Raw genomic sequence first — 14,406 nt, forward strand, 5'->3', positions numbered from 1 at the left:
CCTGGTCGAGGTCGTCCCAGCGCGCCTAGGCTCCAGGAGGGGACGTCTGCATCGGCGAAATGACGAGGTCGGAGGATTCAATGGCTGTCTTCATCACGGGTCGAGCGCGAGTGACGCTCGCCTTGATCGGGATCGGTGCCGTGGCCGCCGTGAGCGCCTGCGCCCCGAGTCCCCAGACGTCATCGCCTCCGTCGCCATCGCCGTCCCGGACGACCGCCGCGCCCGAGCCGTATGCCGGACCGATCGTGTTCGTCGGCGACGAGCTCGACGCATTCGCGCTCGCCCCCGAGGAGATCGTGGGGATCGTTCCGGACGCCACCGACGTCGGCGATCCGTCGCCGGTGCTCGAACAGATATCGGACGGCGGAAGCCTCCCTGCGGATCCGCCGATCTGCGACGCTCTCTACGCCGAGCAGTCACTCGGCAGCGTCGGGGCGAGGACGATCGAGTGGCAGGTGCCGACGGATCCCACGAACGGCTTCGGCCGGATGACGATCATGCAGTTCGCCGACGAGGCTCACGCCGAGGGCCGCATGGATCAGCTGCTCGAGGCGGCCGAGCAGTGCGCCGAGTTCGTCAAAGAGGGAACCGTCTCCTTCGATGCCGTGATCCCCGAAGCGTCCGAGAACACCCGGGTCTTCGCGGGCTCGCTGATCGATGCGGCGCTGGACTGGCGGTCGTTCAGCGCGTTCGCCTCGACCGGGAACGTGATCGTGCAGCTGTGGCAGCCTTTCAGCGGCGATCGCGACTTCGACGCCGAGGCGGCGGCGCTGCTGCTTCGAGAACGCGCCGAGGAGGCCCGGTCCGGGCTGGTCGAGGAGCTCACCGAGAACCCGCCCGTCGCCGAGACAGACCCCTCCGGCGATCCCGGAACCGCGTGGAGTGACTGGCAGGTCGGAGTCGGCGGCGTGGGTCCGCTCCGACTCGGCGACTCGGTCGAGTCCGCGATCGCCGCCGCCGGCGAGGACGCGCAGGTCGTCGAACCCGAGTACGACGGCGGCCCGTGGACCCTCATCGCCCCCCCGGAGGCGGGGACGATCCTGGTGCGCCCCGTCGAGGCCGGCGATGCCGTCGGGTCGATCACCGTCGGGAGCGACCGCAGCCTCGGCGACACCGTCGGTGACGGAGCCGCGCTGCCGTCGCGAGGTGATATCCGCCTCGGCGCCCCCGTGGCGGATGCGATGGCTGCATACCCCGGAGGCACCGTGGTCGAGGTCGTGTCGTCGAGCGATCACTTCTACGCCGTCACGACGCGCGACGGGCAGGTCTTCCGTTTCCAAGCCGATCGCGAGGTGCTCGAGGAGGGGGCGACGATCGTCGGCATCACGGTCGAGGACGCGACGGCACGCACGCCGCTGGTCTTCGGCTGACGACGGGCCGGTCGGATGACCGACCGGCCCGCAGCATGCCGGGAAGACGATGATCAGGCGTGCAGATCCACGCCCTTGGTCTCCTTCACCATCGACACGGCGATGAGGGAGATCACCGCCGTGATGGCGATGTAGACGCCGATCGTCCAGGCCGCCTGGAACTGGTTCATCAGAGCCTCCGCGATCATCGGTGCGAACGCCCCGCCGAGGATGGCACCCAGCGCGTATCCGATCGAGACGCCCGAGTAGCGGACGTTGGCCGGGAACATCTCGGCATAGAGAGCCGCCTGCGGGCCGTACGAGAGCCCGAGCGCGAACGTCATCACGAACAGCGCCACGAAGTACCAGAAGATGTTCGCCGTGTCGATCAGGAACCACATCGGCACCGCCCACAGCGCGAGCGCGATGTACCCGATCTGGAAGGTGCGGACGCGTCCGAGACGATCGGAGAGGTGGCCGCCCCAGAGCGTGAAGATGAGCCAGCCGAACGACGCGAGCGTCGTCGCCAGCAGCACGGGAGGACGCTCCATGCCGAGGGCGGTGACGGCGTAGGTCGCGAAGAACGCGATGAGCAGGTACCCGGCGGCGTTGTTGCCGATGAAGATCAGTGCAGTGAGCACGACCTGCTTGGTGTTCTTGCGGAACAGGCGACCCAGCGGCGCGGAGGCCTCCTGACGACGACGACGGAGATCCTCGAAGACGGGGCTCTCGTCGACGGCGCGCCTGATCACGTAGCCGACGGCGATCAGCACGATCGACATCAGGAACGGGATCCGCCAGCCCCACTCGAGGAACGCCTCGGGGGACATCGAGCTCGTCAGCACCCAGAGCGTGGCTGTGGCGAGGATCATGCCGATCGGGACGCCGATCTGCGGGAAGGCGCCGAAGAGCCCCCGGCGGGCCGTGGGGGCGTGCTCGACGGCCATCAGTGCCGCTCCGCCCCACTCGCCGCCCGCCGAGAACCCCTGCAGGATGCGGAGCACGATGAGAAGGATCGGAGCGGCGACGCCGATCGCGGCGTACGTCGGCAGCACGCCGATCAGCGAGGTGGAGAGTCCCATCATCACGAGCGTGAAGACGAGCATCTTCTTGCGGCCCAGCTTGTCGCCCAGGTGCCCGGCGACGATGGCTCCCAGGGGGCGGAAGAGGAAGGAGATCCCGATCGTGGCGAAGGAGAGGATCTGCGCGAACCCCTTGTTCTCCTCAGCGATCGGGGCGAGGAAGAGCGGCGCGAGCACGAGGCCGGCTGCTTGCGCGTAGATGAAGAAGTCGTACCACTCGATCGAGGTGCCGACCAGGGTGCTGGCGAGGACTCGCCGCTCCTCGGCGGGCATTCGCGCCGTCGAGGTGCGCGCGGATACTGCTGACGTCATGAAGAACTCCATTGTTCTGCGGGTGCGGAGGAGCGACGCTGCGTCACCCCGAGCTACTTACCGAATGATCGGTCAGTAATTGACGAGAGTAGCGCACGGTGGCCGGGCGACCCAAGCCCCACATCTGCGACCGCGCGACTCAGACGCCCTCACACCTTGCCGAACGCGCGCAGCGGATGCTCGATGAGCTCCGTGACGCGGCGGAGGAAGCTCGCCGCATACCCGCCGTCGCACACGCGGTGATCGAACACCAGTGACAGTTGAGCGACGCGGCGGGCGACGATCTGACCGTCGATCACCCACGGGCGCTCGATGATGCGACCGATGCCGAGGATCGCGACGTCGGGGTGGTTGATGATCGCGGCCGAGCCGTCGACCCCGAGCCCGCCGTAGTTGTTGAGGGTGAACGTCGACCCCCGCAGCCGCTCCGGAGGCATCGCCCCCGAACGCGCCGTCGCCGACAGCTCGCGCAGCGCGACATCGAGCTGTTCGACGGTGAGCTCGTGCGCCCGCGGGATGACGGGCACCAGGAGGCCGCGCTCGGTGTCGGCGGCGACGCCGAGGTTGAGGCCGTCGAAGGAGATGATCTCCGACCCGTCGTCGCTCAGGCGGGAGGCGAGCACCGGATGCTCCGCGAGCGCGAGCACGACGAAGCGTGCCACGAGGGCAGTGATCGACGGTGCCCTGCCGCCGGCCGGAACCATCTCGGAGCGCAGATTCCAGAGCTCGGTGGCATCGACGTCGACCCAGACCGTGGCCTCGGGGATCTCGGAGCGGCTGCGGGTCAGTCGTGCGCTGACCGCCCTGCGCAGCGGGGACATCCGCTCACGGGAGACGACGGCGAGGCCATCGAGACGTTCGGCGTTCGCGGACTGCGGCTGGTGATCATCGCGGCGATGCTGCGCCGCTGCCCCGTCGACGGCGTCGTCGACAGCGGCCGCCAGCACGTCGGCGCGCGTGACGGCGCCGTCATGGCCGGTCGGGGTGATGGCGTGGACGTCGAGTCCGAGGTCGCGGGCGAGTCGTCGCACCAGGGGAGAGCGGACGGCCACGGGCCGCCGTTCCGAAGCATTCGGGTCCGGCTTCTCGCGTGGCATCTCGGATGCCGCCGTCGCCTTCGGGCGCCGTCGGCCGGTCGCGCCGCGCTCCGAGGTCCCATAGCCGATCAGGACGTTGCCGGACCCTGCGCGCTCCTCTTCGCGGTACGCCTCCTGCTCCGGATCGCCGGCATCCGCACGGAGATCTCCTCCCGCATGGGTGTCCGGAGCGTCCGCCGAGGAAGGATCCGCAGAAGAAGAGGCGCCGTCGGCGACCTCGAGCACCGGCGCTCCGACGTCGATGGTCTCGCCCGGTTCTCCGTGCAGTGCGGTGACGACGCCGGCGAAGGGCGACGGCAGCTCGACCACGCTCTTCGCCGTCTCGACCTCGGCGATCGCCTGGTCGGTGACGATCGTGTCGCCGACGGAGACGAGCCACTGCACGAGTCCGGCCTCGGTGAGTCCCTCGCCGAGGTCCGGCAGCCGGAAGACGTGGGTGGTCAGCGCCGTCATGACTCGTCCTCCCAGTGCAGCGAGTCGATCGCGTCCAGCACGCGGTCGACGTCGGGCAGGTACCAGTGCTCGAGCTTGGGCGGGGCGTAGGGGGTGTCGAATCCGGTGACGCGGCGCACCGGAGCCTCGAGGTACTCGAAGCAGCGCTCGAAGACGCGCGCCTGGATCTCGGAGGCCACGCTGGCGAATCCGGGAGCCTCGGCGATCACGACCGCTCGTCCGGTCGCGCGCACGGCGGCGGTGACCGTGGCGTCGTCGAACGGCGACAGCGAACGGATGTCGACGACCTGCACGCTGCGCCCCTCGGATGCCGCCACATCGGCGGCCTCGAGCGCGAGCGGCACCGAGGCGCCGTAGGCGAGCAGGGTGACGTCGGTGCCCTCGCGGGCGATGCGAGCGGAGCCGATGTCCGCCGTCACGGAGGTGTCGACCTCGCCCTTCGTCCAATACAGCTTCTTCGGCTCGAGGAAGATCACCGGGTCGGGCGAGGCGATCGCCGCCCGGAGCAGCGAATAGGCGTCCTGGGGAGTCGACGGGCTCACGACGGTGAGGCCCGGGGTGTGCGCGTAGTACGCCTCGGAGGAGTCGCAGTGGTGCTCGACCCCGCCGATGCCGCCGCCGAACGGGATGCGGATCACGAGCGGCATCCGCACCGCACCGCGCGTCCGGTTGCCGAGCTTCGCGACGTGACTGACGATCTGCTCGAATGCCGGCAGTGCGAACGCGTCGAACTGCAGCTCGACGACGGGACGCATACCGTTCATGGCCATGCCGACGGCTGTGCCGACGATGCCGGATTCGGCGAGCGGGGTGTCGAAGCAGCGGTCCTCGCCGAACCGCGCCGTGAGTCCGTCGGTGATGCGGAACACGCCGCCGAGCGCTCCGACGTCCTCGCCGAAGACGACGACCTCGGGATCGCTCTCGATCGCATCCGCGAGGGCGAGGTTCAGCGCGGCGGCCATGCTCATGGTCGACACGGACAGTGCGCCGGTGTCGACCCGGATGTCGTCGTGGGCGATGGTCATCGTGCACCTCCGGCTGCTGCGTGGTTGCGTGCGATCTCGTCCCTCAGCATCTGCCACTGCTCCTCGCGCTGCGGAGAGCGGGTCTCTGTGACGAAGCGGAACAGATCCTCGGGATCGATCTCGGCATCGACGTTGAGCGCCTCTCGCATCGCCGCGGCGGTCTTCTCGGCCTCCGCCGCGTACTCGGCTTCACGGTCGGCCGTGAGGACGCCGGCGCTCGTCAGGTGTGCTCGCAGTCGCGTCAGCGGGTCGCGCTCGACCCACGCCTGGACTTCGGCGCGCTCGCGATAGCGCGTGTCGTCGTCGGCGTTCGTGTGCGCCTGCATCCGATAGGTGTGCGCCTCGATGAGCGTCGGACCGTCGCCCGAGCGGGCATGTGCGATGGCCTCGCCGAGAACGGCCAGCACGGCGGCGACGTCGTTGCCGTCGACGCGCTGCCCCGGCATCCCGTATCCGATCGCCTTGTGGGCCAGCGACGGCGCGGCGGTCTGGCGGCTGAGCGGCACCGAGATCGCGAACTCGTTGTTCTGCACGAGGAAGACGACCGGCACACGGAAGACGGCGGCGAAGTTCAGCGCCTCGTGGAAGTCGCCCTCACTGGTCGCACCGTCGCCGCACAGTGCCAGGACGGCCGTCTGCTCTCCGCGCTTCTTCGCGGCATACGCGAAGCCGACCGCGTGCAGCAGCTGTGTGGCGAGCGGAGTGGCCTGAGGCGCGACGTGGTGCGCTCGCACGTCGTAGCCCGAATGCCAGTCGCCCTTCAGCAGCACCATCGCCTCGGCCGGTGCGACACCCCGGGCGATGACCGCGACCGAGTCCCGATACGTGGGGAAGAGCCAGTCGCCGGCGTCGAGGGCGAGGGCCGCTCCGATCTGGCACGCCTCCTGACCGTGCGACGACGGGTAGACGGCGAGGCGGCCCTGGCGGACGAGAGCGCTGGCCTGATCGTTGATGCGGCGTCCCTCGACGAGACCGCGATAGGCGGCGAGCAGGGTGTCCGTATCCGGCAGCGGGAAGTGCGGGTCGTCGACGACACGGCCCTCTGCGTCGATGAGCTGCACCGCCGTGTCGCGCGGGAGCAGGTGTGCGTGTTCCATCCGTTCGCCCTCCTTGCCGAACTCGATGACGCCAGCATGCTCTCCTCGCGACAGACGTCCAAGAACATTCGGCGCATCGTGGACGAATGCGATCTACTTGCTCACCTCCGTGACGAAATGTCAGAATTCAGGCAGAGGACGAAGGGGTTCCATGATCACGCTGGACGACACCGATCACGCGATTCTCGAGCAGCTGCGCATCGACGCCCGGGCGTCGATGACCGCCATCGCCGAGGCCGTGCACATCTCGAGAGCGGGCGCTCACGCACGGATCAAGCGGCTGACCGATGCGGGCATCATCACCGGCTACTCGGTGCGCACCGACCCCGTGCTGCTCGGCCACCATGCGAGCGCCTACGTGACACTCGCCATCGAGCAGGCCACCTGGCAGGAGGTCAGCGCCAGGCTGCGGATGATTCCCGAGATCGAGCACATGGCGCTCGTCGGCGGTGACTTCGACGTCATCCTGCTCGTGCGGGCGAGCGACGCGCGCGACCTCCGCCGCATCGTCTTGGAGGACATCCAGGCGATCCCCTCGATCCGCTCCACACGCACGACCCTCATCTTCGAGGACTTCACCCTGATCTGAGCGGGTGGGGAGGTCATCCCTTCGCACTCGGACATCTGCGGCGCGCTCCGCGACAAGTGGGTTGTCGCATCGCGTTCGACAATGAGACGACCCGCCAGATCCTTGGCATGCGTCCCGCTCGAAGGAGAGTCCCGATGTCCGAATCCGCCGCATCCGCAGCCGCCGCGCTGCTCGACCGCATCCAGGCGCCGGAGGGCGCGGGGCGAGACATCCCGGATGCCGCCACACGCGAGGTCATGGGTCGTGCGCCCGAGCACTCGGTCAGCGACCTCGACGATGCGATCGCGCGAGCGCGAGCCGCTCAGCCCGGCTGGGAGTCCCTCGGCCACGCGAAGCGCAGCGAGCTGCTGATCGCTGCGGCCGATGCGATCGACGCGAACGCCGAGGCGCTCGCGCACCTGCTCTCGCGCGAGCAGGGCAAGCCGTTGAACGGCCCCAACGCGCGCTTCGAACTGGGTGCGTGCTCGGCCTGGCTGCGCACCAATGCGTCGATCCCGCTCGAGTCGCAGGTGCTCGTCGACGACGAGACCCTGCACGCCGAGCTCGTCTACAAGGCCGCCGGAGTGGTCGGCGCGATCGGTCCGTGGAACTGGCCGCTCATGATCACTATCTGGCAGATCGGTCCGTCGCTGCGGATGGGCAACACCGTCGTCGCGAAGCCGAGCGAGTACACGCCCCTGAGCGTCCTCGCGATGCTGGCGGTGATGAACGACGTGGTGCCCGCCGACGTTCTGATCGGTGTCTCCGGCGATCGCGAGGTGGGTGCGCGCCTCGCCTCGCACCCCGACATCGACAAGATCATGTTCACCGGATCCACCGCCACCGGGCGACGCATCATCGAGAGCTCGGCAGGCAACCTCGCCCGCCTCACCCTCGAGCTCGGCGGGAACGACGCCGGGATCGTGCTGCCGGGCACCGATGTGTCGGCGATCGCGCAGGACCTCTTCTGGGGCGCCTTCATCAACACCGGTCAGACCTGCGCCGCGATGAAGCGCCTCTACGTGCACGACTCCGTCTACGACGAGGTCGTCACCGCGCTCGCCGAGATCGCGGCATCCGTCCCGATGGGCAACGGGCTCGACGAGGACAACGTGCTGGGTCCGCTGCAGAATCGCGCCCAGTTCGACATCGTGTCGCGCCTGGTCGACGAGGCGAAGGGACGCGGCGCCCGTGTCGTCACGGGCGGCGAGGCGGCTCCTGAGCTCGGCGAGCTCTTCTATCGCCCCACGATCGTCGCCGACATCGACAACGACGCGGCCCTCGTGCAGGAGGAGCAGTTCGGCCCGGCGCTGCCGGTGATCCGGTACAGCGACGTCGACGAGGCGTTCGCGTTCGCCAACTCGGTCGACGTCGGTCTCGGCGCATCGGTGTGGTCGAGCGATCCGGACGCCGCCCGCGAGGCCGCGACGCGCATGGAGTCCGGCACGGTGTGGATCAACTCGCACGGCGGGCTGCACCCGATGGTGCCGTTCGGCGGCGTGAAGAGCTCGGGCTACGGCCTGGAGTTCGGTGTCGAGGGGCTCAAGTCCGTCGCCGTGACGCAGGTCGTGTCGGGGCCGGGCCGCAAGGCGCAGGCATGAGAACCGCGATCGTCGTCGGGGCCGGGACCTCGGGCGCGATCGTCGCGCGACGCCTGGTGGACGCTGGCGTCGAGGTGACGCTGATCGAAGCCGGAGGATACGACGCGAATCCGGCGATCCACGACCCGTCGAGGGCGGGGGAGCTGTGGCACTCCGCCGACGACTGGGACTTCTTCACCGTTCCGCAGAAGCACGCCGGCGGACGCCGACTGCACCTGCCGCGCGGGAAGGTCACCGGAGGCTCGCATGCGCTCAACGCCATGATCTGGGTGCGCGGCGCCGCCTCCGACTACGACGCCTGGGAACGCGCGGGCGCGACGGGGTGGGGCTGGAGCACGGTCGAACCCGTCTTCGCCGCGCTCGAGCACGATGTGCTGCCCGTCACCGACGACTACGAGCTCTCGCCGATCCAGGCCTCGATCATCGGCGCAGCCGTCGAAGAGGGGCTGCCCCGCAACCCGGACTACAACGGCGGCACCCTCGACGGCGTCTCGCAGCAGCAGGTGACGATCCGCGACGGCCGGCGGGTGAACACGTGGATGGCCTACGCGCAGCCGGTCGTCGACAGGCTCACGATCCTCACCGAGCGCGAGGTGCATTCGGTGATCGTCGAGGAGGGCCGCGCCGTCGGAGTCCGACTCGGCTCGGGCGCCGACTCCGCGGAGGTCTTCGCCGACGAGGTCGTGCTGTCGGCCGGTGCGATCGGATCACCCGTGATCCTCCTGCGCTCAGGCATCGGCCCCGCCGACGAGCTCGCCGCGCTCGGCATTCCCGTCGTGCTGGATGCACCGGGCGTCGGCAAGAACCTGCACGACCATCTGCTCTCACCGGTCATCTTCACCACCGAGAGGCCGGTCGGACCGCCGCAGCCGGGCGTCTCGGTCACGCAGTCGCACCTGTTCTGGCGCAGCCGCGACGACCTCGCCGAGCCCGACACTCAGCCCATCCACTTCTCGGTGCCGATGTGGGGCGAGCTCGAACCTCGAGGGGATGACGGATTCACCCTCATGGCCGGTCTCGTGACGCCGTACAGCCGCGGTGGGCTCACCCTGTCCGGTCCGGATCTCGCGGACCCGCCTCTGATCGACCTCGCCGCGCTCGAAGACGACAGGGACGTGGCAGCGCTCGCGGCATCGGTTCGTCAGTGCCGCCGGATCGGCGCGCAGCCGGCGCTCGCCGAGGAATGGGGAGCGACCGAGGTGTACCCCGGCCCCGACGTGTCGGACGACGGGATCGACGACTGGGTGCGCCGCACGGCCATCACCTACCACCACCAGGTCGGCACCTGCCGGATGGGATCGGATGCCGAGGCGGTGGTCGACCCGCTGCTGCGGGTGCGCGGTCTCGAGGGGCTGAGCGTGATCGACGCGTCGGTGATCCCCACCGTTCCGACGGGCAACACCAACGCCCCCGCAGCGATGATCGGCGAGCTGGGGGCGAGGTTCCTGCTCGGACGCTGACGTCGACGCTCGCGATGCCCCCTCCTGCCGAGTAGGTGGAAGGGGGCATCAGCGTCTCATCCGGCGCGCGAGGTCGAACCTGCGTGTCGTCCCGCATGCGGGGTCACCAACGCATCCGAATCGCTCCTGAGCGGTGCGTCATCGACCCCGCAGGGAAATGACGCGCACGGCATGCGACCTGATCAGCCCGCGGAATACACCTCGCGACCGGCGAACCACGTCGACCGCACGGGAGTGTGCACGATCTCGTCGGCCGGGCCGGCGATCGCATCCCGAGCGAGCACCACGAAGTCCGCCGATTTGCCTGGCGTGATCGAGCCGGTCTCCGCGCCGAGGCCCATCGCGGTCGCGGCATTGATCGTGAAGACCTGCAGGGCCTCCTCCGCCGTGATCGCCTGCTCGGGCCAGAGGACGCCGGGCGCTCGGCCGAGAGGATCGGCGCGCGTGACGAGACCCTGCAGCCCCTCGAGGGTGTTCGGCGATTCGCTCACCGGCCAGTCCGAGCCGCCGGCGACGAGCGCGCCGGCGTCGAGCAGGGCACGGTTGGGCTGCGAATGCTCGGCGCGGTCGCCGAGGACCTCGGCCAGCGCCTGCGGGATCACACCCGGGAACCAGATGAACGGCGAGATGTCGGCCGAGACATCGAGGGCTCGCAAGCGCGGGATGTCGTCGTCGGCGAGGAACTGGCCGTGCGCGATCTGGATCGGGGTGGTGAAGCCGTCGGACCGGATGCGCTCGGCGACGTCGAGCACGAGACGCGCCGATCCGTCTCCCGTGCAGTGCACCTTGGCGCCGAGTCCGCGCTCGGCCACCGACCGCAGCCAGGTGTGCAGCTCGTCGAAGTCCATCGTCGTCTCGCCGTGGAAGTGCGCACCGTGCACGGCATCCGCGATATACGGCTCGAGGAACGACGCCGTGCGCGCGGGTGGTACTCCGTCGAGGAAGATCTTCACGAAGTCGGGCCGGTGGTGCGGGGTGCGGAACTGCTCACCGAGGTCGATGAGTGGGGCGCCGATCGGATCGAACCCGAAGATCTCATCGTTGATCAGCAGCGACGAGACGACCCAGGCCGTGAGCTCGTGCGACCGGTCGAGGGTCGCGAGGGCGGCGAGGATGTCGGTCGACACTCCGGCGTCCTGGAAGGTCGTGATGCCGTAGGAGTTGAGGATCTCGACGCCGCGGCGCGACGCGGCCACGTGCTGCTCGCCCGTCAGCCCACCGCTGCGATCGTAGGCCTCCTGCACCGGGATTCCCGCTGACTCGAACAGCACCCCGGTCGGCGTGCCGTCATCGGGATCGAGCACGGTGACTCCGCCGGAGGGGATGCTGTCGGCGGTGATCCCGGCGAGCTGCAGCGCCCGCGTGCTCGCCCACCTGTTGTGCCTCGAGTCCTCGACCAGGACGACGGGGCGACCGCCGGCCGCCTCATCGAGACGCTGCCTGATCGCGCTGTTCGCGAGGCTGGGCAGCAGAGTGGTCGACACCGGGCCGCCCACGATCCACGCGTCGGGCGGCAGCGCGCTGGCCTTCTCGCGCACGAGGTCGAGGATGTCGTCGAGGCCCAGCGAGGGCGGCAGCGAGAGCTCGAACAGCTCGGTGCGCCCGGCGAGAGCGTGGTGGTTGTGCACGTCGACGAAGCCGGGGTAGACCGCGGCATCGCCGACATCCAGCATCCTCGTGTCCGGGCCGCGGTACGCGTCCATCTCGGCCCGCGTGCCGACGTCGAGGATCCGCCCGTCGCGCACCGCGAACGCCTCGACGGTCGGTGCTCGGTGATCCGCCGTGCGGATCACCGAGCCCGTCACGATGAGCTCGGCCGTCGTCATCTCAGAGGGTTCCGAACAGCGCCGGCTCGAGGCCGTTCGCGTGATGGGTCGTCGAGAGCAGTCGGCCGTGAGCGCCGAACGTGAAGTGCGTGGGCACCTCGCCCGACTCGTCGAGCCCGAAGAGCACGCCGTGCGAGCGGATCGCGTTCGCGTCGCGATGGTCGGCGATCGTGACCGATGCGCAGGGGATGACCTTCTCGCGCCACGCGAAGACGTAGATCCCGGGGCGCACCTCCCACACGCTGTTCTCGTCGGTGTCTGCGAGGCCGCGCTCGGGGCCGGCGAGACACTGCCATGAGTACCAGCGCTCCGAGAGGTACACGTGCTCGTAGGCGTGCTCCTCGCTGTAGATCCACTCGACCCGGCGACCGATGAGCGTCGTCGTCGGCGCCGGCTCTGCACCCGTCACGGTCGCTCCGTCGATGATGCTCGGCGCGAAGACGTGCTGCACGCGGGTGCGTCCCTGCTCGGGCGCGGGCAGGATCACCGAGATGACGGCGAGGGCGCGGCCGTGGCGCAGGTCGACTATCAGAGACACTGCTTCGTTCGGCAGGTAGTCGTGATGGAACTGCACGAAGTACAGGTCGTCGTCGACCTCGAACGCCTCGTAGTCGTCGGTGTCGGAGGCGGGTGCTGTCGTGTCGTCGGCACCGGGCCGGTAGTCCCACGCGACCGTGGTGTCGGCGAACCGGTGCGAGATGCGGGTTCCCCGGACGTCCACGACGGTGATCTCCCGGCCGCTCAACGCTGTCGTGTGCGGAGCCTTGTTCGCGTCGAAGCCGGGAGCCAGGCCCTCGAGCGGGAGCCAGGTGGAGGTGTCTGCGGGGTTCAGGGTCGTCATGTCTCTCCTCAGGTGAGTGGGGTTGCGGGAGCGTCAGCGGTCGCTGAAGCGCTCGAGGTCGGATGCGAGGCCCTCGTACACGGCGGGCCGGGAGCGCTTGAGATACGCGCCGTAGACGATGCCGCCGATCAGCGCCACCACGAGCAGCAGCGGCATGAGACGGATGGCGAGCTCCTCGGATCCGGCGACGATGTTGAAGTTCACGATCGCCAGCACCGAGATCGTGGCGATGCCGAGGAATCCGATTCCGGGTGCGATGAACGTGCTCCACCATCGTGGATCGCCGGCACGGCGGAAGTACACGACGATCGAGATCGCGGCGAGCCCCTGCAGGATCAGCACGCTCAGGGTGCCGAAGCCGAGCATCGCCGGCACGAGCGTGAGGATGGGGTCGGCACCGGCGATCGCGAAGATGATCGCCACGATCGCCGCGAACGATGCCTGCACGATCCCGGCCAGCTGCGGGGCGCCGTTGCGGCGCGTGCGGGCCAGAGCGTGCGGCAGGATCCGCGAGCGCCCGAGGGAGTAGAGATAGCGCGTCGCGGAGTTGTGGAACGCGAGCATCGCCGCGAACAGACTGACCAGCAGCAGGATCATCATCACGGTCGTCAGCGGGCCCCCGAGGTACTGCTGCGACAGCATGAAGATCAGGTCGCCCGTCGGCAGGTGCTCGAGAGCGGTTGCCTGCGCCTGCGCGACGCCGGTCGCGCTCACCACCGCCCAGGTGGTGACGCCGAGGATCACGCCGATCGCGATGATCGAGGTGTACGTCGCCCGCGGGATCGTGCGCAGCGGCTGCTTCGCCTCTTCGCTGAACAGGGCGGTCGCCTCGAAGCCGAGGAAGCCCGTCGCGGCCAGGAGGAGGCCGATCGGCAGCGACCCCGAGAACACGGCTTCCGGGCTGAACGCGGCCACGTCGTATCCGGTCTGCACGAGCACCGACACGTCGAACACCACGAGCATCAGCACCTCGAGCACGAGGCACACACCGAGGATCTTCGACGAGAAGTCCACCCCGACCCGTGCGAGCACGAAGCACACGACGATCGACAGCAGACCCCAGATGAGCCAGTGCACGTCGAGGCCGGTGAGGTCGCGGATGATGTTCTGCATGAAGAAGCCGCTGGTGCCGATCGTGCCGACGACGAAGAAGTTGTAGCCGAGCGTGGCGATGAGGCCGGCGACCAGACCGCCCGTGCGACCGAGGCCCTTCACGACGAAGGCGTAGAAGCCGCCGGCGTTGACCAGCTGCTTCGACATCTGCGCGTATCCCACGGCGAACAGCAGCAGGATCGCGGCCACGATGAAGAAGGCCATCGGCGTGCCGCCGCCGTTTCCGAGGGCGATCGCCAGCGAGGCGACGACGACGATGCCGGTCAGTGGTGCGACGGCGGCGAGCACGAGGAAGACGATCCCGGCGACGCCCAGCGCGCCGGGTCGAAGAGAGGTGTGGTCCTGCTGCGTCGTGGACGCAGATATCGGGTCTGCCACGTCGGCTCCTTTGCTCGGTGACGGCCGTGTCGGCACGGCATCGACGACGAGGGGTTCGTCGATACAGCGAGTCTGCTCGTGCCGGGAGCGCGGCGGTTGACCCTGAGCGAAGGACGATGGTGCCAGCGCGCACAGCCGTCCTGGTCGTGTTCCCGGCCCGGATCCGGCGGAGCAGGATGACGGTGATGACACCGCCGTCCTCGC

11 protein-coding genes are annotated in these 14,406 nt (G+C 69.2%); 4 read left to right on the forward strand and 7 right to left on the reverse strand.

Translation table 11 applies throughout. From position 1 onward, the window contains the following. Positions 1 to 80: 80 nt before the first annotated feature. Complete coding sequence (locus ACIPV5_RS07370; protein ID WP_400340554.1) at positions 81 to 1,370, forward strand: hypothetical protein; 1,290 nt, start codon at positions 81 to 83, stop codon at positions 1,368 to 1,370. A 53-nt stretch (positions 1,371 to 1,423) separates the two neighbouring features. Here the strand turns inward: ACIPV5_RS07370 and ACIPV5_RS07375 are convergent, their stop codons facing one another. From ACIPV5_RS07375 to pdhA, 4 genes are all read right to left on the reverse strand, one after another. Further along, entirely contained in the window at positions 1,424 to 2,743 is a 1,320-nt protein-coding gene (locus ACIPV5_RS07375; RefSeq protein ID WP_056277770.1) for an MFS transporter, read from the reverse strand. Between the two features lie 149 nt (positions 2,744 to 2,892). Next, on the reverse strand, positions 2,893 to 4,293 hold the full coding sequence (locus tag ACIPV5_RS07380) for a dihydrolipoamide acetyltransferase family protein (protein ID WP_400340556.1): 1,401 nt from the start codon (positions 4,291 to 4,293) through the stop codon (positions 2,893 to 2,895). Continuing rightward, positions 4,290 to 5,318 (reverse strand): alpha-ketoacid dehydrogenase subunit beta, encoded by a 1,029-nt coding sequence (locus ACIPV5_RS07385; protein WP_187250128.1) that lies wholly within the window; start codon positions 5,316 to 5,318, stop codon positions 4,290 to 4,292. Before ACIPV5_RS07385 ends, ACIPV5_RS07380 begins: the two co-directional genes overlap by 4 nt. Continuing rightward, entirely contained in the window at positions 5,315 to 6,415 is a 1,101-nt protein-coding gene (gene pdhA / locus ACIPV5_RS07390; RefSeq protein WP_056277509.1) for a pyruvate dehydrogenase (acetyl-transferring) E1 component subunit alpha, read from the reverse strand. The genes ACIPV5_RS07385 and pdhA overlap by 4 nt, the downstream gene beginning before the upstream one ends. A gap of 151 nt (positions 6,416 to 6,566) precedes the next feature. On the opposite strand from pdhA, the gene ACIPV5_RS07395 reads away from it, so the two are divergent. The 3 genes from ACIPV5_RS07395 (at position 6,567) to ACIPV5_RS07405 (ending at position 10,044) form a co-directional block, all read left to right on the forward strand. Then, positions 6,567 to 7,004 (forward strand): Lrp/AsnC family transcriptional regulator, encoded by a 438-nt coding sequence (locus ACIPV5_RS07395; protein ID WP_187250130.1) that lies wholly within the window; start codon positions 6,567 to 6,569, stop codon positions 7,002 to 7,004. 134 nt (positions 7,005 to 7,138) lie between these two features. Next, complete coding sequence (locus ACIPV5_RS07400; protein ID WP_400340558.1) at positions 7,139 to 8,584, forward strand: aldehyde dehydrogenase family protein; 1,446 nt, start codon at positions 7,139 to 7,141, stop codon at positions 8,582 to 8,584. Next, positions 8,581 to 10,044 carry a GMC family oxidoreductase gene (locus tag ACIPV5_RS07405; RefSeq protein WP_400340559.1) on the forward strand — a complete coding sequence of 488 codons (1,464 nt, stop codon included), beginning with the start codon at positions 8,581 to 8,583 and terminating at the stop codon, positions 10,042 to 10,044. The genes ACIPV5_RS07400 and ACIPV5_RS07405 overlap by 4 nt, the downstream gene beginning before the upstream one ends. Before the next feature lie 182 nt (positions 10,045 to 10,226). Here the strand turns inward: ACIPV5_RS07405 and ACIPV5_RS07410 are convergent, their stop codons facing one another. The 3 genes from ACIPV5_RS07410 to ACIPV5_RS07420 are packed head-to-tail and all read right to left on the reverse strand — an operon-like array spanning position 10,227 to position 14,202. Further along, a complete protein-coding gene (locus tag ACIPV5_RS07410) occupies positions 10,227 to 11,870 on the reverse strand; it encodes an amidohydrolase (RefSeq protein ID WP_400340561.1) in 1,644 nt (547 codons plus the stop codon). Position 11,871: 1 nt separating this feature from the next. Continuing rightward, positions 11,872 to 12,711, reverse strand: coding sequence for a molybdenum cofactor biosynthesis F family protein (locus ACIPV5_RS07415; RefSeq protein ID WP_400340563.1), 840 nt, complete (start codon positions 12,709 to 12,711; stop codon positions 11,872 to 11,874). Between the two features lie 33 nt (positions 12,712 to 12,744). Continuing rightward, complete coding sequence (locus ACIPV5_RS07420; protein ID WP_400340565.1) at positions 12,745 to 14,202, reverse strand: APC family permease; 1,458 nt, start codon at positions 14,200 to 14,202, stop codon at positions 12,745 to 12,747. Positions 14,203 to 14,406 lie beyond the last annotated feature (204 nt).

The organism is Microbacterium sp. NPDC090014 (genome assembly GCF_044748285.1).
Taxonomy (GTDB): Bacteria; Actinomycetota; Actinomycetes; order Actinomycetales; family Microbacteriaceae; genus Microbacterium.